Annotated in this window: 22 protein-coding genes; 11 read left to right on the top strand and 11 right to left on the bottom strand. The window is 68.8% G+C overall.

Annotated features, from left to right (window positions below; all coding sequences use genetic code 11):
- The first annotated feature begins 182 nt into the window (after positions 1-182).
- Entirely contained in the window at positions 183-356 is a 174-nt protein-coding gene (gene fxsA, locus ACWGSK_RS20205) for an FxSxx-COOH cyclophane-containing RiPP peptide (RefSeq protein WP_452456424.1), read from the top strand.
- Positions 357-608: 252 nt separating this feature from the next.
- Positions 609-2,315: an ATP-binding protein gene (locus tag ACWGSK_RS20200; protein WP_358505280.1), complete on the top strand. Its 1,707-nt coding sequence runs from the start codon at positions 609-611 to the stop codon at positions 2,313-2,315.
- A gap of 403 nt (positions 2,316-2,718) precedes the next feature.
- Here ACWGSK_RS20200 and ACWGSK_RS20195 read toward each other — a convergent pair whose 3' ends face one another.
- Positions 2,719-4,155, bottom strand: coding sequence for an MFS transporter (locus tag ACWGSK_RS20195; protein ID WP_452456423.1), 1,437 nt, complete (start codon positions 4,153-4,155; stop codon positions 2,719-2,721).
- 115 nt (positions 4,156-4,270) lie between these two features.
- On the opposite strand from ACWGSK_RS20195, the gene ACWGSK_RS20190 reads away from it, so the two are divergent.
- Together ACWGSK_RS20190 and ACWGSK_RS20185 are read left to right on the top strand one after the other, a co-directional pair.
- A complete protein-coding gene (locus tag ACWGSK_RS20190; protein WP_452456422.1) occupies positions 4,271-4,438 on the top strand; it encodes a hypothetical protein in 168 nt (55 codons plus the stop codon).
- A gap of 56 nt (positions 4,439-4,494) precedes the next feature.
- Positions 4,495-4,944, top strand: a complete 450-nt coding sequence (locus tag ACWGSK_RS20185; RefSeq protein WP_358505274.1) for a pyridoxamine 5'-phosphate oxidase family protein — start codon at positions 4,495-4,497, stop codon at positions 4,942-4,944.
- 45 nt (positions 4,945-4,989) lie between these two features.
- Here ACWGSK_RS20185 and ACWGSK_RS20180 read toward each other — a convergent pair whose 3' ends face one another.
- From ACWGSK_RS20180 to ACWGSK_RS20145, 8 genes are all read right to left on the bottom strand, one after another.
- On the bottom strand, positions 4,990-6,114 hold the full coding sequence (locus ACWGSK_RS20180) for an AAA family ATPase (protein WP_358505271.1): 1,125 nt from the start codon (positions 6,112-6,114) through the stop codon (positions 4,990-4,992).
- On the bottom strand, positions 6,098-6,883 hold the full coding sequence (locus tag ACWGSK_RS20175; RefSeq protein WP_358505268.1) for an RNA ligase family protein: 786 nt from the start codon (positions 6,881-6,883) through the stop codon (positions 6,098-6,100). The genes ACWGSK_RS20180 and ACWGSK_RS20175 overlap by 17 nt, the downstream gene beginning before the upstream one ends.
- A gap of 103 nt (positions 6,884-6,986) precedes the next feature.
- Positions 6,987-8,270, bottom strand: coding sequence for a DUF2786 domain-containing protein (locus ACWGSK_RS20170; RefSeq protein WP_452456421.1), 1,284 nt, complete (start codon positions 8,268-8,270; stop codon positions 6,987-6,989).
- A 78-nt stretch (positions 8,271-8,348) separates the two neighbouring features.
- A complete protein-coding gene (locus ACWGSK_RS20165; RefSeq protein ID WP_358505265.1) occupies positions 8,349-9,140 on the bottom strand; it encodes an SAM-dependent methyltransferase in 792 nt (263 codons plus the stop codon).
- A gap of 204 nt (positions 9,141-9,344) precedes the next feature.
- Positions 9,345-10,514, bottom strand: coding sequence for an alpha/beta hydrolase family protein (locus tag ACWGSK_RS20160; protein WP_358505262.1), 1,170 nt, complete (start codon positions 10,512-10,514; stop codon positions 9,345-9,347).
- A 162-nt stretch (positions 10,515-10,676) separates the two neighbouring features.
- Positions 10,677-11,321 (bottom strand): LutC/YkgG family protein, encoded by a 645-nt coding sequence (locus ACWGSK_RS20155; protein ID WP_358505259.1) that lies wholly within the window; start codon positions 11,319-11,321, stop codon positions 10,677-10,679.
- Positions 11,321-12,748: a lactate utilization protein B gene (locus tag ACWGSK_RS20150; RefSeq protein ID WP_358505256.1), complete on the bottom strand. Its 1,428-nt coding sequence runs from the start codon at positions 12,746-12,748 to the stop codon at positions 11,321-11,323. Before ACWGSK_RS20150 ends, ACWGSK_RS20155 begins: the two co-directional genes overlap by 1 nt.
- Entirely contained in the window at positions 12,745-13,485 is a 741-nt protein-coding gene (locus ACWGSK_RS20145; protein ID WP_358505253.1) for a (Fe-S)-binding protein, read from the bottom strand. The genes ACWGSK_RS20150 and ACWGSK_RS20145 overlap by 4 nt, the downstream gene beginning before the upstream one ends.
- 159 nt (positions 13,486-13,644) lie before the next feature.
- Between ACWGSK_RS20145 and ACWGSK_RS20140 the strand changes: the two genes are divergently transcribed.
- Complete coding sequence (locus tag ACWGSK_RS20140) at positions 13,645-14,421, top strand: FadR/GntR family transcriptional regulator (RefSeq protein ID WP_358505250.1); 777 nt, start codon at positions 13,645-13,647, stop codon at positions 14,419-14,421.
- Positions 14,422-14,464: 43 nt separating this feature from the next.
- Here ACWGSK_RS20140 and ACWGSK_RS20135 read toward each other — a convergent pair whose 3' ends face one another.
- Positions 14,465-14,779, bottom strand: coding sequence for a hypothetical protein (locus ACWGSK_RS20135; protein WP_452456420.1), 315 nt, complete (start codon positions 14,777-14,779; stop codon positions 14,465-14,467).
- Between the two features lie 164 nt (positions 14,780-14,943).
- Here ACWGSK_RS20135 and ACWGSK_RS20130 point away from each other — a divergent pair, with 164 nt between their 5' ends.
- From ACWGSK_RS20130 to ACWGSK_RS20105, 6 genes are all read left to right on the top strand, one after another.
- Positions 14,944-15,813: an ion transporter gene (locus ACWGSK_RS20130; RefSeq protein WP_358505245.1), complete on the top strand. Its 870-nt coding sequence runs from the start codon at positions 14,944-14,946 to the stop codon at positions 15,811-15,813.
- Positions 15,814-15,955: 142 nt separating this feature from the next.
- The gene (pgi, locus tag ACWGSK_RS20125) at positions 15,956-17,644 is read left to right on the top strand and encodes a glucose-6-phosphate isomerase (protein ID WP_358505242.1); all 1,689 of its coding nucleotides are present in this window, start codon (positions 15,956-15,958) and stop codon (positions 17,642-17,644) included.
- A gap of 179 nt (positions 17,645-17,823) precedes the next feature.
- Positions 17,824-18,849: an ABC transporter permease gene (locus ACWGSK_RS20120; RefSeq protein WP_452456419.1), complete on the top strand. Its 1,026-nt coding sequence runs from the start codon at positions 17,824-17,826 to the stop codon at positions 18,847-18,849.
- A 93-nt stretch (positions 18,850-18,942) separates the two neighbouring features.
- On the top strand, positions 18,943-20,757 hold the full coding sequence (locus ACWGSK_RS20115; protein ID WP_358505237.1) for an ABC transporter substrate-binding protein: 1,815 nt from the start codon (positions 18,943-18,945) through the stop codon (positions 20,755-20,757).
- A 195-nt stretch (positions 20,758-20,952) separates the two neighbouring features.
- Positions 20,953-21,966, top strand: coding sequence for an ABC transporter permease (locus ACWGSK_RS20110; RefSeq protein ID WP_358505234.1), 1,014 nt, complete (start codon positions 20,953-20,955; stop codon positions 21,964-21,966).
- A gap of 15 nt (positions 21,967-21,981) precedes the next feature.
- Positions 21,982-23,787 (top strand): ABC transporter ATP-binding protein, encoded by a 1,806-nt coding sequence (locus ACWGSK_RS20105; RefSeq protein ID WP_358505232.1) that lies wholly within the window; start codon positions 21,982-21,984, stop codon positions 23,785-23,787.
- A gap of 42 nt (positions 23,788-23,829) precedes the next feature.
- On the opposite strand, the gene ACWGSK_RS20100 is transcribed toward ACWGSK_RS20105, so the two are convergent.
- Entirely contained in the window at positions 23,830-24,462 is a 633-nt protein-coding gene (locus tag ACWGSK_RS20100; RefSeq protein WP_358505229.1) for a TetR/AcrR family transcriptional regulator, read from the bottom strand.
- Positions 24,463-24,532 lie beyond the last annotated feature (70 nt).

The raw sequence follows: 24,532 nt of genomic DNA, 5'->3' as shown, positions 1-24,532 counted from the left end.
GTGTCGTTGGAAGTCGCTCGGGAATCACGTGTGAAAACTCAGCGTAGGCGATGATGTTAGTCGGCGACAGGTGTGTGGTAAGAACTCCCTACGACAACCGGTTCGAATGATCACGTGAAAGGGCGGTCCCCACCGTCCTTTCACGGTGGGCTGTCGAAAGACGGTGACACGGAGGGAAGGACATGGCGGAACACGAGTTCGGCGGCGGCACCGCCCTGGTCGACGTCGGCGGGCTGTCCCTGCACGACCTCGACGGAATCGGGGATTCGGTGATCGCGGAGGCCCTGCGCTCGGTACTCGACCCGAGGGAGGCCGGCGCCGAGGTGGTCGCCGGGTTCGTCAACGACCCGGAATGAGAAAACGGGGTATCGGTCACGGGCGCGGACTTCATCCGTGCCCGTTGTCGTCACCCGATCGACAACCATGATTATGTCGCGCTCGTGTTGGGCAAGTTCTCCAGAGAAGCGCGGACACGTTCCATGGTCGGATACAGCCTAAAAGCCACAGGAATGTCGCCGGGGCTCGAAAGAGCGCCTGGTTCGTGGCACTATGGACAGCGCTGTTTCGCGCCAGAACCGTCCTTGTTCTCGCCGGCCGGGAGCCCTTCCATGACACGAGCCGTCCTCGGGCGCGCACACGGTCCCTTCGTCGGGTTGCGCCACTATCTGGCCCGGGACCGCCCGCTCTTCCTCGGCCGAGACGAGGAGACCGAGGCGGTGGCGCGGGCCTGGACCGGGCACCGCCTCACGGTGCTGCACGGCGACAGCGGCGTCGGCAAGACCTCCTTGGTACGGGCCGGCGCGGCTCCCGCTCTGGCCGACCAGGGCCACATGGTGCTGCCCATCGGAGACCTGCGCTTCGACCCCGTTTTCCCCTCCGCGGTGCTACCCGCCCAGAACCCCTACACCCGGGCCCTGCTGGCGGTGTGGAGCCCGGACGAATTCCCCACCCACGTGCCGGGCACCTCGCTCATCGACTTCCTGCGCGCCCGCACCGAAACCGACCGCTACGGTCGCTCTCGCCCCATGTTCGCCGTATTGGACCAGACCGAGCTCCTCCTGCGTCGCTCGCCCGTACCCGAGCGGTGGCGCAAGGACTTCCTGGAGGAACTCTTCGGCGCCCTGGAGGCCCGCGAGGACCTGCATCTGCTGGTGACCGTGCGCAGCGGACACCTCGACGAACTGCGCCGACTCGTCGACAAACGCGAGGTCGAGCACGCCGAGGTCGCACTGGGACCCTTCACCCCGGACACCGCCCGCTCCGTGGTGGCGGGCTGCCTGGCCACGGTGGGATCGCGGATCGGGCCGATGGAACCCGGGCGGCTGGTGGAGGAGGCGCGCACCATCCGCACCTCCGGCGGACGCCCCGACCACCGCACCAAGGACGTCGAACCGGCGCTCGTGCAGTTGCTGGGCCTCACCCTGTGGGAGGAGGCGGCGGAGCAACAGACCACCCTCGTCCCCGAAGACGACACCGAGATCGACCGGGCCCTCACCGAACGTCTGGCCGGGCTCTTGGAGGAATCGGCGGCCGAACACCTGGTCCCACCCGATGTCCCACAGGCCTGGCTGCGCAGACTCGTGGCCTCCGGAGACCGAGGCCCGACCGGCTCCTCGCACGTCGACCCCAACGGCCCCCTGACCCTCGGCATCGTCCACACCCTGGAGGATCGGCGGTTGGTCACCACCCATACCGAGGGCACCACCTGGGTCCTGCGCCACCCCCGCCTGGCCCGACCCCTCATGGGCCTGGCCATGTCCCCCTACGCCCGGGAGATGCGCGCCTGGGGGGAGCAGGACCGGCTGAGTGTGGCGATCAGCGCGCGCACCCGAGGGGAGTTCGTGCTGTCCGCCGAGCACTCCACGCAGGCATTGCGGTCCCGCCCCGCGCCCGGCCCGGGGACACACGCGCTCTTCACCACTCTGTCGGCCGACCTGGCCTTCGAACGAGGCGAACTCCGGGACGCGGCCGAGTACTACGCCGAGGCGGCTCGAACCCGGGAGTCCATCGGTGAGGGCGCCGCGGTGCTCCGCCTTCTGGTGGCCGAGGCGCGCAGCAGGCTCCTGTGCGGAGAACGCGCGAGCGCCCTGAACCTGGTCTCCGCCATCACCGGTCGTGTGCACGGTGACCCCAGTCTGCGGGCCGGTATCGGCCAGGTGCTGTGGCTGGCGGGACAGCCGGAGGCCGCCTTGGACGAGTTGGAGGGTGCCCTTCGGGGCGGAGGTGGTGTCTCCGAGGCGCGGCGTACGCGCGATGAGATCCGAGACGTCGAAGCCAAGGAACAGATGCCCCCGCGACACCGATGGAGGGGGTGAGGAGTGGACCCGACCGTTCTGGTGGCGCTGATCACCGGCGTGGTGACGGCGACCAGCACCCTGGGGGCCACGGCCCTGGCCGCCTGGCGGGCCGAGACGGTGGAGCGATGGCGCGCCGAGCACAATCTCGACTTGGAGCGGGAACGACGGGCGAACGAACGCGAGCGCGCACGCGTACGGGAGGTTCGGCAACGCCTGGAGGACGTTCGCCACGGGGTGCACCGGCTCGACCAGAGCATGCGGCAGATCGGCGCGCTGCGCAGACTCGGACCTCCGGGAGAGGGTGGGAACGACCTGGCCGAGGAGGTGCGCGAGTGCCGAGGACACCTGTACGAGGCGGTGATCGCCGTCGAACGTGTGCGCGACCTGGTGCCGACGAGCGAACAGGAGGCGGTCGACAGGCTCAGGGACGCGGTGGACAGGACCCTGGGCCACGTCCAGGCACGGCCGGATCCGGATGGGGGAGCGGAGCCGGTTCATCGTGAGCTGATGGAGGGGCTTCGGGAGCTCGCGGAGGTGTTCGGGCGGGGCGGGCACGATCTGGTACCCGCTGCGCCTGAGGAACCAGTGTGACGGTCAACGCGACGGACCCGGCGATGACCACCACCAAAAGCAGGGTGGTGTGCACGCCCAGGTGTTCCAACGCGTAGCCCCCGGCCAACAACCCCAGGGGCAGGGCGGCACCGGTGAGGAACCGCAGGGTGCCGGTGAGCCGACCCAACATCCGGGAAGGGACGTGGGCGGTGTGGTAGGTGGTCACGGTGACGTTCATGTGCGCGCCGACGAACCCGATCCCGCCCCAGATCAGCGGCAGGACCACCGTCGTCCAGTCGGGGCCGGCCCGGTCGGCGCTCAGCAGCACCACGGTCAGCACCAGCCACGCCCACGTGCACACCCGCACCATGCGGGCCGGGTTCAGCCGGCGGACCAGGTAAGGCGCGGCGATCGCGCCCAGCAGGCCGCCCGCCCCGGTCGCGGCCAGCACCAGCCCCAGAACGAATGGTGAGATGCCCTCTTGGCTGGTCATCAGCATGATGACCAGCCACACCACCTGGAACAGGGCGTTGGTGACCGTGCACACCATCAGTGAGAGCAGCAGGAAACGATCACCGCGCACCAGGACGAACCCCCCGGCGAGTTCACGGGCCAACCCGATGGCCCTGGATCCGCGTCGACGATCGCGGCGATCACGGTGGGCTCGTCGATTTCGCACCGGTGCGCTCTGTTGGCGCATGGGGGGAAGCAGCAGCGTGGCCCACAGCGACAGCAGGCACACCAGGACGTCGAACAACGCGGGCAGCCCATGCGCCAGCCCGTACAGGGCCCCGCCCAGAGGACGCCCGAGCATCTGGGTGGCGTCGTTGCGCGCCTCGTTCTTGGCGGCGGCCCCTGCCAGTTCCTCGTGTGGGACCAGATGGGGGACGGCGGCGGCGCCCGCGGTGGAGTGCAGGGTTCCGCACACCCCGTGTAGGGCCGAGGCGAGGGCGAGGATCACCACGGGGGCGTCCAGTACCAGGACGGGGGCGACGAACAGGGCCACGCACAGGATGCGCCCGATGAGACCGGCGATCATGACGCTGCGGGGGTCGTGTCGGTCGACCACCAATCCGACCGGGATGTGCAGCAGGGTCCGGGGAACCATCCCCGCCGCCGCGATCCATCCGGCCAGGGAGGGAGAGCCTGTGTGGAACAGTGCCAGGAGCGGGATGGCCAACCCGAACGTCATGGTGCCGAGGCCGGACAGGGCAACGCCGCTCCACAGCAGGGCGAAACGGCGACGCCAATTGACGATCGCCCGTGACGGAGCGGTCTCACCATTGAGTTGGTCTGTGCTGGACATCGCTATCCGTGCCGGTGGTTGAACGGTGTGGCCCAAAAGACCCGAAAAGGACGTTCAGGTGATAAACGCAAATTCGGCACGTGCTGTGTGGTCGAGCCTGTGGTGCCCCGGCCGCGTGATCGACGCCGTTCTCCAAGACAGCGATCATCGTAGCGGGAAAGAATTCACCTTGCCCGTGGTTGTAGAACGTGTGGCGCCGGGTGGCAAGGGGGAAATCGTGATGTGTCGAATTTTTCCCGCGGTTTTGATTCTGTTCGAGCCGAACACGGGTGCGGTCGGTTGACCTGAACCAGGGTCGAGGTCCTAGCCTCCTCCGGTGAACCGAAACGAAGGAGAGCCGTGACCGGTGATGGCGCCCCGAACCTGGCCCCCACACCCCGAAACGTCCTGCGACGCTTGGCGGGCGAGCGCAACGTCTGGCTGTGCACCCTGCGCGCGGACGGCTCCCCGCACTTGGTGCCCGTGTGGTTCGTCCACCTGCGCGAACGCTGGTGGATCGGGGCCTCGACCCGCTCGGTGAAGGTCCGCAACGCATTGCGCGACCCCAGGGTGAGCCTGGCTCTGGAGGATGGTGACCGGCCCGTCGTGGCCCAGGGGCGGGCGACCGTGCGCGAGGACTTCCCCGACGATGTGCTCGCCGCCTTCGAGGAGCGCTACGGCTGGGATCCCCGCACACCCTACGGAGCCGACCCACGCCGATCCCTGCTGGAGGTCGGCGTCACCCGCTGGCTGATGGCCGGTGCCGCCCCCGAGAGCACTCCGTCGGGGACGGCGCCGGACAGCTTCTGAACCCCGACCGATCTCGCCGCGGACGGGTTCGGAGCCGTCGCGGGCTCACGCCGTCGCGTCGTGCACGACCCGGTGGGCCTCGGTCGGATCGGGCGTCTCCCACTTGTGGACCAGACGTCGCATCGCGGCGGTCGGAACAGGGGACGGCCGCCGCGCCATCCGCTCCCGTAGAACCCGGGGCGGGGCCTCCAACGCCATGATCTCCACCCGCGCCCCGTAGTCGGCCGCCAAACCCACGGACCTGTCGCGTAGGTCGCGCGAGACGTGCGTGGCGTTCCAGACGAAGGAACGCCCGGCGCGCAGGTGCTCACGGGCGCGTTCGGTGGCCGCCACGGCGACCGGGCGCTGGTCGGCGGTGGCGGGGATCCCCAGCTCGGCACGGAGCGCGTCCAGACTCACCACGGGCAGATCGGGGCGGTTTTCACCGATCCAGTGGTCCTTGCCCGCACCGGGCAACCCCGACATCACCGTCACGGTGAGCCGGGTGTCGTCGTGGGCGGCGTAATCGGGGTCGCGGTCGGGCTTGCGGAAGAACCAGAACCGGGCATGGTCGGAGGGGAAGTCGCGCGGGCCGTCCAGACAACGCTGCTCTGCGCAGTACTCGGTGTACAGGTCGATGTTCTCCAGCACCTCGGCGGTGTCCCCGCAACAGCGGCCCAAGATGTCGGCGGTGGCCAGCAGCACCAGGTCGTCGTTGCGCGCGGTGAGGCTCACCCGGAACACGATATTGCGCAGGTCGGGGCGTTCTAGGGCCCAGAACGGCACCTGGTGGTGGCGAACCAGGGACGCCACGTGCTCGCGCCAACCGATCGGCGCCCCCGCCTCCCACAGGATGCGGCGCACCATGAGGTCCCCCCGGCGCGAGTGCCCGTGGGCGGTGACACGCCCCTCCCCGTCCCGTCGCGTGCACACGGGCTTGGCCACGTCGTGCAGGAGTACCGCGGCGAACAGGCGCACCCGCTCCGACTCCGGTCTGGCCCGCCACGCGGGCAGCTCGGCCAGCGCCTCACAGGCCATACGGGTGTGCACCTCCACATCGCCTTCGGCGTGATGCACGGGGTCCTGCTCGACCCCGTCCAGGTCGCGCACCCACCCGAAAGCGTCCCGTACGGCGCTCCAATCCAGATCCCAGTGCGGGGGAGCGGGACACAGGTCAGCGAACTCCCGCATAGAGCACCTCCGGGTCGGCCAGGGCGTTGGCGATGAGGGGACGGTCCATCCAGTGGCCGCCCGAATCCGCGAGGGCGGAGGTGAACCCCGAACGCACCCACTTGTACCGGTCGACGGTCAGGTCACCCTCCTCGACCTTGACGTACAGGCCCTCCATGAGGTCGGAGGCGTCGGTCTCGGTCAGCGCCCGCGCGGGGTCGACGCCACCGGCCACCGCCGCCTCGGACAGGATCTCGCGCCAGACTCCACTGCGGTAGAGCGAGGGGCCCACCAACGCGGTGAGTGCGTCGAGGGACGCGATCGGACCCTCATGAAGCACCGGTACCGACACCACCGGGGTACCCGCCAACAACTCACGTCGGCGTCGTGTGGAAAGGAAAGCGTCTTCCACGGTGTCCAGCACGTCGAACTCGCAGAAGTAGTGGGGGAGCGTGTCATAGAACACCGTGTGCTTGGCGTACAGCCACTCCCCGTACAGCACGTAGCGCTCACCCAACCGGGGCCACAACGTCGGGGCCACGGTCGCCGCCCAGGCCTTGAACGGGCCGAACTGGCGCTCGCGTGGACCACCGGTCAGGTAGTGGCCCCGGCTCTGCAACCGCAGTTCACCGCCAGGGCCGAAACCGATCCCCGCGTTGGCCCCGTCGAGTTTCTCCTCCACCACGAGGTGCCGCCCGCGCAGCACGTCGAAGGGCGCCGCGGCCAGGTCGTGGTCGCCGGCCTGAAGCCGCGACCCACGAATGTGCCGGGTGCGGGGGTACTTGTGCATACCGAGGTTCTACCGGTGACGGTCTCCCCGAAGCCACCGGTTTTCCCACGACAGGGGGCCGGCCGGAACCCGGCCGCTCCGGATCCCGGTCGGACCGAGGGACTCAGCGGGTGACACCGCTGCGGGTTCCCAGGGACGCGGCGTCGGCGGCGGCCCTGCCCTCATACCACCCGTCGGGGTCGGCGGGGCCCCGTACCCGCGAGGTGGTCAACGCGCCGAAAGCCTCGTCCACGGCGGCCTCCACCGCGCTCTCCCGCGCGGCGAACACCCGAACCAGGTCGGTGCCGGTCTCGGCGCCGACCGCCTCCTCGGTCGCTCGTGCGGACTCGGTGAGCCGTTCACCGACCCGCACGGCGAACGCCGCCATGAACGAGGCCCGGTAGTCCTTGCGTGCTCCACGCCCGGACCTGTCCCGAGCCGATCCGCTCACCCGCATGGCCTTTTCCGCCTGGACCAACAACGACGTGTAGAGCAGGTCCACCGCCTCCACGTCGCCGGGAAAACCCATCACGGTGCTCAGACCCAGCTCGCGGTGCCACACGGCACGACAGTGGTTGGCCTCGGCCACCTCGTTGAGCAGCACGGCACGGTGCTCGTCGTAGGGGGAGTCCACCGGAAGCCTGCGCGCGGAGGCGGCGTCCGGTTCCTCGGGATCGGCCTCCACCAAGGCCAGGTCGATGCTGTGCCGGGCCATCATCTCCTGGGCTCGGGCGGTCAGTGCCTCGGCCTCTTCGGGGAACTCGGTGGACTCGGCCTTGGCCAGCAACGCCCGAACCCGCTGCAATCGACCCTGGTCCACGGCCGCCGGGGCCCGGGTGCCGGGCCGGAACGTCCCGGGCGGTGGGCCCAGACGACGCATCGGTGGAAGGGTGCGCAGGATCGCCAGCAGCCGCAGCACCACCTCGACCGCCTCGAACCGCATCAGCCCGTGCTCGGCGGACAGGTGGTCCAGATGTCGTTCCTCCGACAGGTGGGCGGTGTCCACACCGAGGGCACGCACCTGCTCGGTCCATCGAGGGTCCACGGTGGCGAGGGAATGGCGTTCAAGGTCGACGGTGACGGCGTCGGCGCACACCGCCGCGGCCAACGCGTCCGCCTCACGCCGCACGTGGCGGACGGTTTCGGCGGGTTGCCAACCGCGTGCCCAGGCGTCGGCCACCCCGAACAGCAGGGTGTCGAAGAGCGAGCGCGCGGCAGCCCCCGCCCAGTGGGTGTCCTCCACGTCGGCCAGGCGAGCCGCTGCGAGGTCCACCCCGGACCCTTCGCGGCGACCGACGATGGCGTCGACGGCTTGGCCGATCACCTCCATGGGGGTGTCGTCGGGGGAGGGCCCGGCCCACTCTTGGACGCCCCGGTCGGTGCCGTGTCGGCGACCTTTCCTGCCCACGTGTTCTCCCTGGTCGAAGGGGACCTGAACCGACAGGCCATCCTACCGGCCGGTACGGGTGGGCTTCGTCCGTGGATGTCAGGGCTTGCGGGCCACGCCTCCGTACTGGGCGGCCTCACGGATCTCTCCGACCCGTGACGGGTCGGGACGCCAGTAGGGGAGGGAGACGACGCCGGGCTCCAACAGCTCCAGACCCTCGAAGTAGGCCTCGACCTGCTCGGGGGAGCGCAGGTGGATGGGCAGGGCGGCGTTCTGGTTCCACGCGACGGCCGAGTCGATGATCTGCTGACTGGTGTTCGTGCTGTCGTTCAGCGCCAGGAAGCTCCCCGAGGGCAGCGCGTCCACGTAGGTGCGAACGAGGGCGTAGAGCTCGTCGTCGGCCGGGTAGTGCACGAGGGTGCCCATGAAGGTCAGCGCGATCGGTTGTGTGAAGTCCAGGTGTTCGCGTGCCTGGGCCAGCAACGCTTCGGGCTGGAGCAGGTCGGCGTCGATGTAGTGGGTGCTGCCCTCGGGGGTGCTGGTGAGCAGGGCTCGGGCGTGGGCCAACACCATGGGGTCGTTGTCCACGTAGACGACCTTGGCGTCCGGCGCGGCAGCCTGGGCGACCTGGTGGGTGTTGTTCGCGGTGGGCAACCCGGTCCCGACGTCGAGGAACTGGCGGACACCCTCTTCCTTGGCGAGGTGGGTGATGGAGCGGATGATGAACTGCCGGTCGGCCCGGGCGATCTCCACGATCTCGGGGAAGGCCTGTTCGATCTGCTCGCCCAGTTCACGGTCGACCGGGTAGTGGTCCTTCCCGCCGAGCCAGTAGTTCCATACCCGGGCGGAGTGGGGGACGGTCGAGTCGATGGCGGGGGTGGCGTCGGTCATGGGTTCCCTTCACGGTGGGCCGCCGTGGTGGCGGGGCAGCCGTATTCTCCCCCTGGGAAAGCGGATTCCACAAGGTCGAAAGCCTTACCCCATCGGGCTTTGAGGCTTCTCGCAGGTGGTGCGGCGCGGTGAACGGAAAAAGTGGGGGCGCCGGTACGTCAGGGTCGACGTGCCGGCGCCCCCACCGGCCGGCGGAGAAGGGCCTCACTCTTCCGGGCCCACCTCGACCAGCTCGGGATGGACGCTCTGCGGGTCGTCCAGGATCGGTTGCTCTCCGCCACGCAGGTGGTGGTCGAAGAACCCGGTGGAGTAGTCGCGCGTGAGCCGCACGCCGTGCTCGGGTTCCAGATCACCGAACTGTGCTCGCCACTGTTCCGGGGTGAGGAGTTCGCGCAGCCCCAACCGGTCCATGATCACGCCTCTGTCCAAGGCGTTGGAGTGACCCGAGTCGGTGACGCGGATCCACTGTCGCCAACCGGTCAGCCCCTCCCAACGCTCGTCCCATCCCTCCCAGGGGTTGCCCTGGTCGTTGGCGAGCAGTGCCAGGGGCCGGTTGATCTCACCCTCCAACTGGGAGGCGTAATAGGGCCCGTCCAGGTTGATTCCGGCGGCCACCCGATCCTCGTCCAACATGCTCTGGGCGACCGCGCTGCCTCCCCAGGAATGCCCGATCATGCCCACGGCCCCGGTGTTCAAAGTGGGCGACCATTCCAGGACCTCGCCCCTTTCCAGCTCGTCGAGCAGGAAGGTGACGTCGGCGGCGCGGGTGCGAGCACCCAGATCCCAGTCCTGGGCCTGGCAGCCGACGCACTCCTCGACCAGCCCGTCGGGGAACTCCACCGGGGCGGCCTCGTTCCGGTGGTCGATCCCCGCCACCGCGAATCCGTGCGAGGCCAACTCCGTGGCGAGCGAGGACGCCCACACCCGGGAGAGCCCGGAGCCGGGGGAGAACAACACCAGCGGCAGATCGGCCTCGTCGATGGGAGCGGTGTCCGGTGAGGTGTGCGTGTCCACCTGGATGAGTGACTCGGCGGGGAGGTCGTCCAGGTCGAGTTCGGCCAGGGTCGCCTCGGCCTCCGCCTCGGTCAGGTAAGGCGCCCGCTCCCCGGTGTCGGCCTCGGTCGGATACCACATCGTCACCATGAGTTCCCGGGCGCCGTCGACCCACGGATCCTCGCGCTCGTCGTCCATCAGGTGGAATTCGGTGCCGCCCACCGCGTATTCGCCGGTGGGTTCGGGCAGGGACACCCGGGGCGGAGTCGGGTGTCCTTCCTCGGCACCGGTCAGGACGGCGCTTTCCGCGCCGCAGCCGGCCACGGTGACCAGGCCGAGCACCCCGGCCAGGGCGCCGATCGTTCGTAGGGGGAATGCCATGCGATCCGTCCCTCGTGTCGACTCCGTTTCCGTCAACGCTAGGGATCCGGGGTCGGCTCGCACGAGAGGGCAGAGTGGAGGAGTGGTCGAGGTCGTGCCTCACCCACCGAGGTAAGGCACGCCCTACCTCGACCGCCCCCATCTGCGACGATCGGGCCGCTCTCAGACCCGGGTCTCCACCAACAACACCTCCAAGGTGCGCGGGCCGTGCACGCCCTCCACCCGGTTGAGTTCGATGTCGCTGGTGGCCGAGGGCCCACTGATCCAGGTGAGGGGCCGTGCCGGATCCAACCGACGCACCCCCTCCGGGACCCCGTCGACGACCTGGTCGGTCCGGACCACGCACAGGTGGTAGTCGGGGACCAGGGTCAGCGCCCGGCGGCCCTGGTCGGGGCCCGCGTCCAGGACGATGGTGCCCGTCTCGGCGATGGCCACCGCGCAACCGGTCACCACCCCGTCGGTGGCGTCCAGGTCGGCCGACGACAAGGGGGCGTCGGGCCCATCGCCCACACGTTCCACAGAGGATCCGGCCAGCCACTCCGGTGGCAACCCCGGTGGGACCACCACACGAGCCGCGCCACGCCGTTCCAGCGCAGCCGCGATCCGAACCGGAAGTTCTTCCTCCGGTACCCGCTCCACCAACGCCTTGTAGTCCAACAAACGATCCACCAGTACCTCCAGGGCGTCCCCCTCGAAGTGGCCGTCGGCGTAGGAGCGGCGTTGGTGACGCTCCACCGGCTCGTCGGCGGGCACGTCGGCCAACGCCGCGCGAACCCGCGCCAGTACACGTTCACGGGAGCCGCCCATCACCGGCCCTCCTCTCGTTCGTTCCACCATGAGCGGAAGGAGCCCTTGGGAATGTCGGGGATGTCCCGGGTGTCGGTCCACTTGCCCGCGAGCCCCGGCAGGTGCTCGGGCACCGCGCCGCGCACCACACCGGCCGCGCGCTGGACCGCGTCCAACGCCATCGAGGAACCGAACACCGCCTCTGCGCCCGCCATCATGGCCTTCTCGCCCAGGGGCGCGTCGGTGGACGCCACCTGTTCGCGCAGGTGCACCAGAACCTCGGGGATATCGATGGCCACCGGGCACACGTCGTAGCAGGCCCCGCACAGCGACGACGCGTACGGCAGCGCACGGTCCACCTCCGAGGACATCCCGCGCAGCTGAGGGCTGAGGATCGCACCGATCGGCCCCGGGTAGACCGAACCGTAGGCGTGCCCTCCGGTGCGTTCGTAGACCGGGCAGATGTTCAGGCACGCCGAGCACCGGATGCAGCGCAGCGCCTGGCGCCCCACGGTGTCGGCGAGCACGTCGGTGCGACCGTTGTCCAACAGCACCAGGTGGAAGTCCTGTGGCCCGTCCCCGGGCGTCACCCCTGTCCAGGTCGAGGTGTAGGGGTTCATCCGCTCACCGGTGGAGGAACGCGGCAACAACTGCATGAACACCTCGAGGTCGGACCACGTGGGCACGATCTTCTCGATGCCCACCACCGAGATGAGCGTCTCCGGCATGGTCAGACACATGCGCCCGTTGCCCTCCGACTCCAAGACCACGAGCGTGCCGGTGTCGGCCACCGCGAAGTTGGCGCCCGACACCGCCACCTTCGCGCGCAGGAACAACTCCCGTAGGTGGACCCGGGCGGCCTCGGCCAGCGCCCGCGGGTCATCGGTCAGGCCCTCCGGTGCGGGGACGCCCCACTCGGCCATCTTGTCCAGGAAGATCTCCCGGATCTGCGCACGACCCAGGTGGATGGCCGGCACCAGGATGTGGGACGGCAGGTCCTCGCCCAACTGCACGATCAGCTCGGCCAGGTCGGTCTCGTAGGCGGTGATGCCCGCAGCCTCCAGGGCGTTGTTGAGCTCGATCTCCTGGGTGGCCATCGACTTGACCTTGACCACCTCGGACTCACCGGTCCGTTTCACCAGGCGGGTGACGATCGCGTTGGCCTCGGTGGCGTCGGCCGCCCAGTGAACGGTTCCGCCCGCGCGGCGGACCGACTCCTCCAACTCCTCGAGGTAGTGGTCCAGGTGGCGCAGGGTGTGGGTCTTGATCGCCTCGCCTTCGGCACGCAGGTGCTGCCAGTCGTCGCCCAGTTCACCGACGACGGCGTCGCGTTTGCCGCGGATCGTGTGCGTGGCCTTGTGCAGGTTGTGCCGGGTGCGTGAATCCGCCACGGCGCCGCGGGCCGCCTCGGGAAAGGGCGGCATGCCCAGGAACGTCGCACTGCTCATAGGTTCGCGTACTCCTTCTCCGTGCTCGCCAGGATCTCCGCGATGTGGGTGATCCGCATGCCCGACCGTTGCCGCGACAGCGTTCCGCCGATGTGCATCAGACATGAGTTGTCCACCGCGCACAGCACCTCGGCGCCGGTCTCCACAGCGTGGCGTGCCTTGTCGAATCCCATCGCGGCGGACACGTCGCCGTTCTTGACCGAGAACGTTCCGCCGAATCCGCAGCACTCGGTGGCCCCGGGCAGTTCCAACAACTCAAGGCCGCGTACCGCGCGCAGCAGCCGGTAGGGGCGGTCGCCCAGACCCAGGAACCGCAACCCGTGACAGGTGGGGTGGTAGACCACCTTGTGCGGGTAGTACGCGCCCACGTCGGTCACCTGGAGCACGTCCACGAGGAACTCGGTGAGGTCGTACACGCGAGGTCCCAGGTCGGCCATCTTCCGGGACAGTCGGCTGCCGGTGCGGCCCAGCTTCGGATAGTGGTCCCGCACCATGGCCGCGCACGAGGCGGACGGGACCACGACGGCGTCGGCCCCATCGAAGGTCTGGACGAAGCGCACCGCGAGGCGGGCCGCGGGCCTTCGGTAGCCGGTGTTGTAGTGCATCTGGCCGCAGCAGGTCTGGCCGGCGGGGAAGACCACTTCGTGACCCAGCCGCTCCAGCAACCGCACGACCGCGCGGCCGGTATCGGGGAAGAGCGTGTCGTTGACGCAGGTGATGAACAACGCGATCCGCATGTGCCTCCTTCGTGCCCCATCGGTCCCACTCGATGATGATGCGGGGCTCGACGCCGACGGGGCGCTCGACGCGCCGCGTATACGGGACGCCGAGTGGTCCGACCACTGTGCAGCAACTTGATGCCGTGGGCAAGAGGGGCGATGCGCCGAGCGGATAGGATGTCAGCGTGTTCACAGCGACAAAGGTGGGGGAGACGCGTGGTTGACGGAGTGCGCACGCCGGTCGCGCAGCGGACGGTCGAGCAGATCAAGGCGATGATCTCGACGGGAGAGGTAGGACCTCAACAGCGATTGCCCACGGAACGCGACCTTTCGGCGCGCTTCGGCGTCTCCCGCGGCTCGGTGCGCGAGGCCATCCGCATCCTCACCACACTCGGCGTCCTGGAGGTCCGCCATGGCGCGGGCGTGTACGTCACCGCTTTGCGTCCCGACGACCTCCTGGAGGCCTTCGGGGTCCTCTCGGAGGTCTCCCCTGACCCCACCCTGCTGGAGGTATTGCAGGTGCGGCGGATGATCGAACCCGCCGCCACCGCCATCGCCGCGGCCCGCGCCACCGATGAGGACCTGAAGCGCATCGGCGAGATGCTGGACCGGTTGGAGGACACCGACCGCTCCGCCGAACCGGGCGACTCCGGTGCCTTCGACCTCGGTTTCCACCGCGGGATCGTGGCGTGCGCCGGCAACGCCACCCTGACAGCCGTGCACGCCGGGCTCTCCTCGCCCACCCTCAACGAACGGGTCTGGGCCGGCCACGACGCCGCAGGCATCGCCCGGGACCTGTACGAGGACCACCGGCGCATCCTGGAGGCCCTCCGCGATCGCGACCCCGAGGCCGCGCGGGCGACGGCGACCGCCCACGTCTTGCGGGTGGAACGTTGGCTGCGTTCCCACCTGCGCTCCGTGGGTACCTCGCTCGGGGGCGAACCCGAACGCTGAGGGCCCTTGACACCGAGCCCCACAAGGGGCGTCGAGCGAGCGCTCACCCCTCCAGGCGGCGTTCCACGCGTTCGGCGTACTGTTCGGCGCGCAACAGACGGGACGTCTCCTCGCGGCTCCGAGCCGGCGGGTTCTCATCCTCGGTTCCGGTGGCCTCATCCGGAACCTCCTGACGCGTCTCCGCGTCTATACCGAGTACCTCGTGGTCATCGATCTCCTCGATGTGGTAGTCGTTCGGGTGCTCCTCCAGGTACTCCGCCACGGCGGTGTCCTGGTCCGGGGCTCCCACGTCCATCTCGGCGTCGATGTCCTCGGCGTCCCCGCCGGGTTCTCCGGTCGTGTTCGCGGATTCCGTCACAGGCGGCCCCCTCGCCTCGGTTCCCTACATCGATCATGCCCGTTTCCGCCGGTGGGCACCAGTGGGCCGTGTACCGAGGGCGACGAGGATGAATCGAGGCGCAGTGTGCGGCGGTAGGATTTTTCGTCGCCTGTCCGACATGAAGAGACGGAGTTCCCCTCCTAGTGACCGCACGCGAACGGGTCCGATCCCTGGTCGACGCATTCTGGTTCCAGACCGGAGTCATCACCCTCATCCTGATCAACGCCGTCATCCTCGGCTTCGAGACGTCCAAATCGGTGATGGAGGCACACGGTGACCTGCTCACCGGTATCGACAGGGTGATCCTGACCCTGTTCGTCGTCGAGTTGACCCTACGGATCTTCGCGTACCGCAAGGACTTCCTGCGCGACGCCTGGGGCTGGTTCGACGTGATCATCATCGGTATCGCGCTGTTGCCGGCCACCGGACCGTTCGCGGTGCTGCGGGTGCTCCGGGTCCTACGGGTCCTGCGGTTGTTGTCGGTGATACCGACCCTGCGACACGTGGTGGCGGGCCTCTTCCGTGCCCTGCCGGGCATGGTCTCCATCATGGTGCTGGTGGCGCTGCTGCTCTACGTGTCGGCTGTGATGGCCACCAAGCTCTTCGGCGACGACACCCCCCGCTACTTCGGTGACCTGTGGACGTCCCTGTTCACCCTCTTCCAGATCTTCACCGCGGACGGTTGGGGGAACATCGCCAAGGAGGTCATGAAGGCCCAACCCCTGGCATGGGTCTTCTTCGTGGTCTTCGTGCTGGTGTCCACGCTCATCGCGCTCAATTTGTTCATCGCCGTCGCGGTGGAGGCGCTCGACAAGGCGGGACACGAGGAACGCGAGGCCGGCGGTGGGGGCGGCGAGTCGGGCCAGGGCGCGAGGGGACCCGATGGTGGCCCCCAAAGCGGCCCCGACGAGGGGCAACGCCAGATCCTCGCCGAACTGCGGTCCCTGCGCGAGGAGATCGCCCGCCTGCGCGAGCCGCGCAACGACCAGAGCGGTGATCGCAGCCCCGTCTGACCTTCTCCACCCGCACGGTCCACGACGTCGACCCCTTTCGTGGGAAGGTAGGGGCACAGCCACCGATTCCCGGGCGCGGCGCGTGGGCCGGGCGACCGTGGACCCGCGCACACCCGGAGCATGGACGACGAGGAGTCACCGGATGTCTGCCAGCACACCCCTGCCGTCGACCGAGGGCACCGGCGATCAGGCCTGCACTCCGCTGGACCGCAGGGACGAGTGGGTCCGCCTGCGTGAGCACCGCGCCGGGCTGGGCGAGACCCATCTGCGCGGGCTCTTCGCCGACGACCCGAAGCGGGCCGAACGTTACGGCCTCGACGTGGGTTCGCTGCACGTCGACTACTCCAAGAACCTCGTCACCGACCGGACTTTGGGGTTGCTGACCGACCTGGCCGCCGCCACCGGGGTGACCGGGCTGCGCGACGCCATGCTGCGCGGTGAACGCATCAACGTCACCGAGGACCGTGCCGTCCTGCACACCGCTCTGCGCGCGCCCCGAGAGCAGGTCATCCGAGCCGACGGCCGGGACGTGGTCCCCGAGGTGCACGAGGTCTTGGACAAGATGGCGGGCTTCGCCGAGAAGGTGCGCTCGCGCGCCTGGCTCGGGCACACCGGCAGGCCGGTGACCCGCGTGATCAATATCGGTATCGGCGGCTCCGACCTGGGCCCGGCCATGGCCTACGAGGCGCTTCTGCCCTACACCGACCGCGGCCTGGAGTTCCGGTTCGTCTCCAACGTGGACGGCGCCGACCTGAACGAGGCGCTCATCGACGCCGACCCCGAGCACACCCTGTTCGTGGTGGCCTCCAAGACCTTCACCACCATCGAGACCATCACCAACGCCACCGTCGCCCGTGATTGGCTGCTCGAAGGGCTCGGCGCCGGTGACGACGCGATCGCCCGTCACTTCGTGGCCGTGTCCACCAACGCCGAAGAAGTCGCGAAGTTCGGTATCGACACCGCCAACATGTTCGAGTTCTGGGACTGGGTGGGTGGCCGTTACTCCTACGACTCCGCCATCGGCCTCTCCCTCATGGTGGCGATCGGACCGGAGTCCTTCCGGGAGATGCTCGCCGGGTTCCACCTCATGGACACCCACTTCGCCACCGCACCGGTCGAACGCAACCTGCCGTTCCTGCTCGGGCTCCTCGGCGTCTGGTACGGCGGCTTCTTCGACGCCCAGTCGCACGCCGTGCTGCCCTACAGCCACCACATGGCGCGTTTCCCCGCCTACCTGCAACAGCTCGACATGGAGTCGAACGGCAAGTCGGTCCAACGTGATGGGCGTCCCGTCACCTGGCAGACCGGTCCGGTGGTGTGGGGGACCCCCGGCACCAACGGTCAGCACGCCTACTTCCAGCTGTTGCACCAGGGCACCCGTTTCGTTTCGGCCGACCTGATCGGTTTCGCCCGACCGGCCCTCGACCTGGCCGAGTCGCTGGTGCCCCAACACGACCTGCTGATGGCCAACATGTTCGCGCAGGGGCAGGCCCTGGCCTTCGGCCGCACCGAGGAGGAGGTAGCCGCCGAGGGGGTGAGCCCCGAACTGGTGCCGCACCGTTCCTTCTCGGGTGACCGGCCCACCACCACGATCCTCGCCGAACGGCTCGACCCCTCCACCCTGGGTCAGCTCGTGGCCCTCTACGAGCACAAGGTGTTCGTGCAGGGGGCGGTGTGGAACATCAACTCCTTCGACCAGTGGGGGGTCCAGCTCGGCAAGGTCCTGGCCAAGAAGGTGGAGCCCGCGCTCACCGAGGGCGCCGAGGTGCCCGGCCTGGACGCCTCGACCGAAGCGCTGGTCCTTCGCTACCGGGACCTGCGCGGCCGCTGACGGCCGAACGGGCGAACCACCGAACAAACGAACCGCTCACGAGGGCTCGGGTCGGGCATTTCCCAAAAGGGGGTGCCCGGCCCGTTCGTCTTCGGCGCGGACACTGGAAACCCTCACGACCACTGATGCACACTCTGCGTGGTGATGTAGTCACTACTGGAGATCGGGGGTGGGGGTACATGACCACACCGATGGACGTGCCCGAGTCGTCCCAACACGCCGACCCGGAAGCCGTCGCGGCGGGTGCCGAGGGTGCCGCCGGCAGATCCCTGCGCCAGATCGCCTGGCGACGCTTCCGCAGGGACAAGGTCGGCATGGCCGGCGGCGTCATCGTCATCCTGCTCATCCTCATCGCGTTGTGCGCGCCGTTGCTCGCAGCCTGGTTCGGTCACCCGCCCAACCAGTTCAACCAGGGGCTCGTCGACCCGCTCACCGGCGGTGTGCTGCGCGACCCCGGCAACACCACCCAAGGACTCGACCCCTGGGGCGGCATCAGCGCCGAACACCTTCTGGGGGTCGAACCCGTCAACGGGCGCGACCTGTTCAGCCGCATCGTCTACGGTGCGCGGACCTCACTGCTGGTCGCCACCGTCGCCACCGTGGTGTGCGTGGTCATCGGTACCGTCCTCGGCATCCTCGCCGGCTACTTCGGTGGTTGGGTCGACACCGTCATCAGCCGCACCATGGACATCTTCCTCGCCTTCCCGCTGCTGCTGTTCGCCATCGCCCTGGTCGGTGTCATCCCCGACGGGGCCTTCGGCCTGGAGGGCAACTACCTGCGCATCGGTGTCCTGGTGTTCATCATCGGGTTCTTCAACTGGCCCTACATCGGCCGCATCGTGCGCGGACAGACCCTCACCCTCAAGGAACGCGAGTTCGTGGAGGCCTCCCGCAGCCTGGGGTCCGGCAACACCCACATCGTCTTCCGCGAGATCCTGCCCAACCTCATCACCCCGATCCTCGTCTACTCCACCCTGCTGATCCCCACCAACATCCTCTTCGAGGCGGCCCTGAGCTTCCTGGGGGTGGGCATCAACCCGCCCATGGCGACCTGGGGCGGCATGCTGGAGAACGCGCTGCGCTTCTACACCACGTCACCGCACTTCGTGATCGTCCCGGGTCTGGCCATCTTCATCACCGTCCTGGCGTTCAACCTCTTCGGTGACGGTCTGCGCGACGCCTTCGACCCGCGTTCCTCCGACTGAACGACCCCGTCTATGGTCGTCACGGTCGGTACCCACCCACTCACAGGGACGTGCTCCGCACTCCATCACCACCGAATCCCACCAGGAGGCAAGGTGACCACCCATCACTTCACGCGTCAGGGGCCGCCCCGATGGTCCGGCGTGCTCCGACGAATCATGGCGCCCGCCGCGGCCGGCACCGCCCTGGCCCTGGTCCTGTCCGCCTGTGGCGGCGCGGGCGGGGGAGGCGGGGCGGGACAGTCCGACGCCGAGTTCAACGAGGGCGAGACCGCCGTCGTCAACCCCTCCGACGAGACCGGCGGAACCCTGCGCTACGCCATCTCCGCCGACTTCGACTCACCGGACCCGGGCAACACCTACTACGCGTTCGTGTGGAACTTCTCCCGCTACTACGCCCGCACCCTGCTGACCTACACCGAGGCCCCCGGCGAACAGGGCGTGGAGCTCCAGCCCGACCTCGCCGAGGAGATGCCCGAGGGAAACGAGGACTCCACGGAGTGGACGGTCCGCCTCAAGGAGGGCCTGCGCTTCGAGGATGGCTCGGAGATCACCGCCCAGGACGTCAAATACGCCATCGCGCGCAGCAACTTCGGCGACCAGGCACTTCCCAACGGACCCAAGTACTTCCAGGAACTGCTCGCCGACAGCGACGACTACGAGGGCCCCTACGCCAACGAGGACGACCCGCTCGAAGGGTTCGACGGGATCGAGACCCCGGACGACCACACCCTGATCTTCCACCTGAACACGAGCTTCTCGGAGTTCCCGTACGTGCTCATCCAGCCGCAGACCGCGCCGGTGCCCGCCGACGCCGACCGTGGTGAGCAGTACCAGAGCAACGTGGTCTCCTCCGGGCCCTACAAGTTCGACGGAGAGTACCGGCCCGGCGCGTCCCTGAACCTGGTGCGCAACGAGGAGTGGGACCCCGAGACCGACCCGATCCGCAAGGCTCTGCCGGACCGGGTCGAGGTGCAGTTGGGCGTCGACCAGAACGAGATCGACCAGCGTCTGGTCAACGGCGAACTCGACGTCGACCTGGGCGGCACCGGTGTGGGCCCGGCCATGAAGGGCACCCTGATCACCGACGAGGCCGAGCGCCACAACATCGACAACCCGCAGACCAGCACCCTGCGCTACGTCAACGTCAACACCGTCATCGAACCCCTGAACGACCCCGCCTGCCGCGAAGCCATCATGTACGCGGCCGACCGGGACGCCCTGCAGCGCGCCTGGGGTGGCGACACCGGCGGTGACATCGCCACCCAGATCATGCCCACGTCCTTGCCCGGGGCGGACCCGAGCATCGACCTGTACCCGTCCGAGGACAACAAGGGCGACCTGGAGATGGCACAGGAGAAGTTGGAGGAGTGCGGGCAGCCCGACGGGTTCTCCACCTCCATCGGCGCTCGCGCCGACCGCCCCGCCGACGTGAGCACCGCCGAGGCGCTCCAGCAGGCGTTGGCCCGGGTGAACATCGAGACGGAGATCAAGCAGTACCCCTCCGACACCTTCACCAACACCCAGGCGGGTTCCCCGGACTTCGTGCACGACAACGACCTGGGTCTGACCGTCTACGGGTGGGCTCCGGACTGGGCCAGCGGTTACGGCTTCATGAGCAAGATCCTGGACGGTGACTCCATCCAGGAGGCGGGCAACTCCAACATCGCCGAGCTGGACGACGACCAGATCAACGAGTGGTTCGACGAGGTCGTCTCCGAGGAGGACCCCGACGCCAGGGCCTCGATCTACACCCAGATCGATGAGCGGGCCATGGAGCAGGCCGCGATCCTGCCGGCGGTGTTCGAACGTACGGTGCTGTACCGGCCGGCCAACCTGACCAACGTGTACTACCACGCGGGCTACAGCATGTACGACTACATGAGTCTGGGCACCGGCAACACCGACTGACCGGTGTGACGGGTTCGAGGGCGGCGGTCTCCTGGAGGGGCGCCGCCCTCGGCATGCCGGGCGCCCGCGTACACGCCGGTCACTAGCCGTGAACGCCTGGTTTCCGTGGGTTAGTGTTTGGCTTCGGGGGTGGAGTCACCATCGCCCCGGGCCAGGGCCCCGGGGCTCGGGTACCGACGATAGAAAGCACGCGCCATGCTGACCTACATCCTGCGCCGACTGGGCGCCGGGCTGCTGCTCTTGGCCGTGGTCACCATGGTCACCTTCGCCATCTTCTACGTGGTGCCGCGATGGGCGGGCCGCACCACCGAACAACTCGCCACCATGTACGTGGGGCGGGCTCCCACCCCGGAGGCCATCCAGGCCACCATCGAACGGCTGGGGCTGGACCAACCGATCGCCGTGCAGTTCGGCGAGTTCGTCCGCGGTATCTTCTTCGGAGCCCAGTACCGGTTCGGCGGCCAGACCATCGAGTGTGCCGCCCCCTGCTTCGGTTACTCCTTCCAGACCTACCAGGAGGTCTTCCCCGAGATCCTGGCCCGGCTCCCGGTGACCGGGTCGTTGGCCCTGGGCGCCGGCGTCATCTGGCTGGTCGGCGGGATCGCGGTGGGCGTGATCTCCGCGGTGTGGAAGGGCAGCCTCTTCGACCGACTGGCGATGGCGGTGGCCCTGGCCGGGGTGTCGCTGCCGATCTTCTTCACCGGTCTGCTCGCCCTGGCCTTCCTCGTGCATTCCTGGGGTCTGTTCGGGACCCCCGGGTACGTTCCCTTCACCCAGGACCCGTTCGGCTGGGTCCAGGGGCTACTGCTGCCCTGGCTGACACTCGCGTTCCTGCACGCGGCCATGTACGCCCGCCAGACCCGCGCCGGCATGCTGGAGGCGCTCAGCGAGGACTACATCCGCACGGCCCGGGCCAAGGGGCTGAGCGAGAGCAAGGTGGTGCTCAAGCACGCCCTGCGCCCTACCTTGACCCCCATCGTCACCATCTTCGGCCTCGACCTGGGGCTGGTCCTGGGCGGCGCGGTCCTGACCGAACAGGTCTTCTCGTTGAACGGCATCGGTCGGTACGCCGTACAGGCCATCACCCAGAGCGACCTTCCGGTGATCCTCGGCGTGACCCTGTTCGGCGCGTTCTTCATCGTCATCTGCAACCTGATCGTGGACCTGGTGTACCCGCTGATCGACCCGCGTGTGCGCATCCACGGCTGAAGAGAGGCGCCCTACATGAGTGAATCCGCTCCCGCCGCCACGGTCGTGCGCGTGGACGACCTGCGGGTGACGTTCCCGACGATGGACGGTGAGGTCCGCGCGGTGGACGGATTGTCCTTCGAAGTCCCGGCCGGAGGAGGGCTGGGCATCGTGGGCGAGTCGGGTTCGGGCAAGAGCGTGACCTCCCTGGCCCTGATGGGTCTGCACCGGGGCACCCGCGCCGAGATCACCGGCGGGATCGAGGTGGTGGGCAACGACGTGGTGGCCGCCTCCGACAAGCGACTCCGTCGGATGCGCGGCAACGACATCGCGATGGTCTTCCAGGACCCGATGCAGTCGCTGCACCCGCAGTACACGATCGGTAACCAGCTCATCGAGGCGTTGCGGGTGCACCGGTCACAGGTGTCGCGATCGAAGGCGCGCGAGCGGGCGATCGAGTCGCTGGAGCGCGTCGGCATCCCCGAACCGGCCAAACGGATCAACTCCTACCCGCACGAGTTCTCCGGCGGCATGCGTCAACGCGTCCTCATCGCCATGGGGTTGATGTGCGACCCCAAGGTGCTGCTGGCCGACGAACCCACCACCGCGCTGGACGTGACCGTCCAGGCCCAGATCCTGGACCTGCTCGACGAGCTGCGCCGTGACCTGAACATGGGCCTCATTCTCGTCTCACACGACCTGGCCGTCGTGGCCGGTTCGGTGGACGAGGTCGTGGTGATGCGTCACGGCCGGGCGGTGGAACGCGGCGACGTGCGCCACGTGCTGTCCGAACCCGAGCACCCCTACACCCAGGCGTTGCTGGACGCGGTGCCGCGTGTGGAGGTCTCCCGGGCCCAGCGTCGCGCCCGGGACCGCGCCGACCGAAAGGAGCGGGAAAGCGGGGGAAAACCGCCCCGCACCGTGCGGGAGGGGGCCGAGGAACCGGCCGGTGGGGCAACCGCTTTCCCAGCTTTTTCCTCGGCTACCGAGGGCGCCGGCAAGGGCGAGCCGCTGCTTCGGGTGAGCGACCTCTCGCAGAGCTTCAAGGTCCGCGGGGGACTGTTGGGCCGCTCCAGCGACTTCTGGGCGGTCAAGGGGGTGAGCTTCGAGCTGCGCCAGGGCGAGACCCTGGGCATCGTGGGTGAGTCCGGTTCGGGCAAGAGCACCCTCTCCCGCATGATCATGCGTCTGTTGGAGCCCACCGCGGGGACCGTGGAGTTCCAGGGACGCGACATCACCCACCTGCCGGAGCGGCGCATGCGCCCGCTGCGCAAGCAGATCCAGATGGTGTTCCAGAACCCCTACTCCTCGCTGAACCCGCGGCTGACCATCGGTGAGAGCATCGGCAGCGCCCTGAAGGTGCAGGGTGAACGCGACGGCAAGAAGATCCGCGTCCGTGTCCAGTCGCTGTTGGAGAGGGTGGGCCTGGAGCCCGAGCACTACAACAGGTTCCCGCACGCGTTCTCCGGTGGTCAGCGTCAGCGCATCGCCATCGCCCGCGCGCTGATCCTCAAGCCCAAGCTGATCATCTGCGACGAGCCGGTCTCCGCGCTGGACGTGTCCACGCAGGACCAAGTGCTGCGTCTGCTCTCGGAGTTGCAGGACGACTTCGGTCTGACCTACATCTTCGTGGCCCACGACCTGGCGGTCGTGCGTCAGGTCAGTGACCGCGTCGCGGTCATGCGCAAGGGCGAGGTGGTGGAGATGGGCGACAGCGACGGCATCTACGAGAACCCGCGGAGCGACTACACCCGGCAGTTGCTCACCGCGGCCCCGGTCCTGGACCCCGACGAGGCCCGCAGGCTGCGCGCCGAACGCGTGCGACAACGCGTCGCCGGCTGAACGGTGACAGTGGCCGTGGGGCAGGGGCGCGAGGCGGATCGGTCAGGAGGCGCCGAGCCCTCGCAGAAGCGCTCGCAGACCGAAGAGGAAGCGGGCCAGGGCCTCGACCTCACCGGGGGAGTCATCGCGGCCCTCGTAGCGCACCTGGTGTCCCACGGAACCCAGACAGTACGCGAGGAGGGAGTCACGCCCCCGGGCCACGTCGTCTCCGGACAATCCGGCCTCCTCCAGGGCCGCGTCCAACATGGCGACGGTGCGCTGCTCGGCCAGGGTCAACGGCGCCCGGTGCATCAGCAGCGACATCGCGCCCGAGTAGGTCAGGAGCCGGGTGCGGTAGGACTCGGCCCACGCCGTGATCCGGCGGTCCCACGACAGGTTCTCGACCCGGTCCGGGTCCTCCTCGGCGATCCCGGCGGCGGGCAGCTCCTCTTCCTCGGGCCCTTGACCCTCGGTCAGGCCGCTCACCACCCGAGCGGTGGTGACATAGGCGGCGATGGCGTTGAACAGCTGTTCCTTGCCCCTGGGGAAGTGATGGTAGATCGCCATGGCCTCCACCTCCAGGGCGTCGCCCAGCCGGCGCATGGACAGGCCGCCCAGGCCACGTCCGGCGATGATGTGCAAGGCCTCCACGATGATGCGCTCGCGGCTGAGCCCTGCGTTGTTCCTACTGACCACGGGTTCCTCCGGGGGCTCGAGGGGATCTACTGAGTAAGGTGACAGGTCGGGTCGGTGAACGCCCGCACCG

Source organism: Nocardiopsis sp. NPDC055551 (assembly GCF_053619415.1).
The sequence above is the reverse complement of the archived record's forward strand: the minus strand, read 5'-3'. Positions and strand labels throughout refer to the sequence as shown.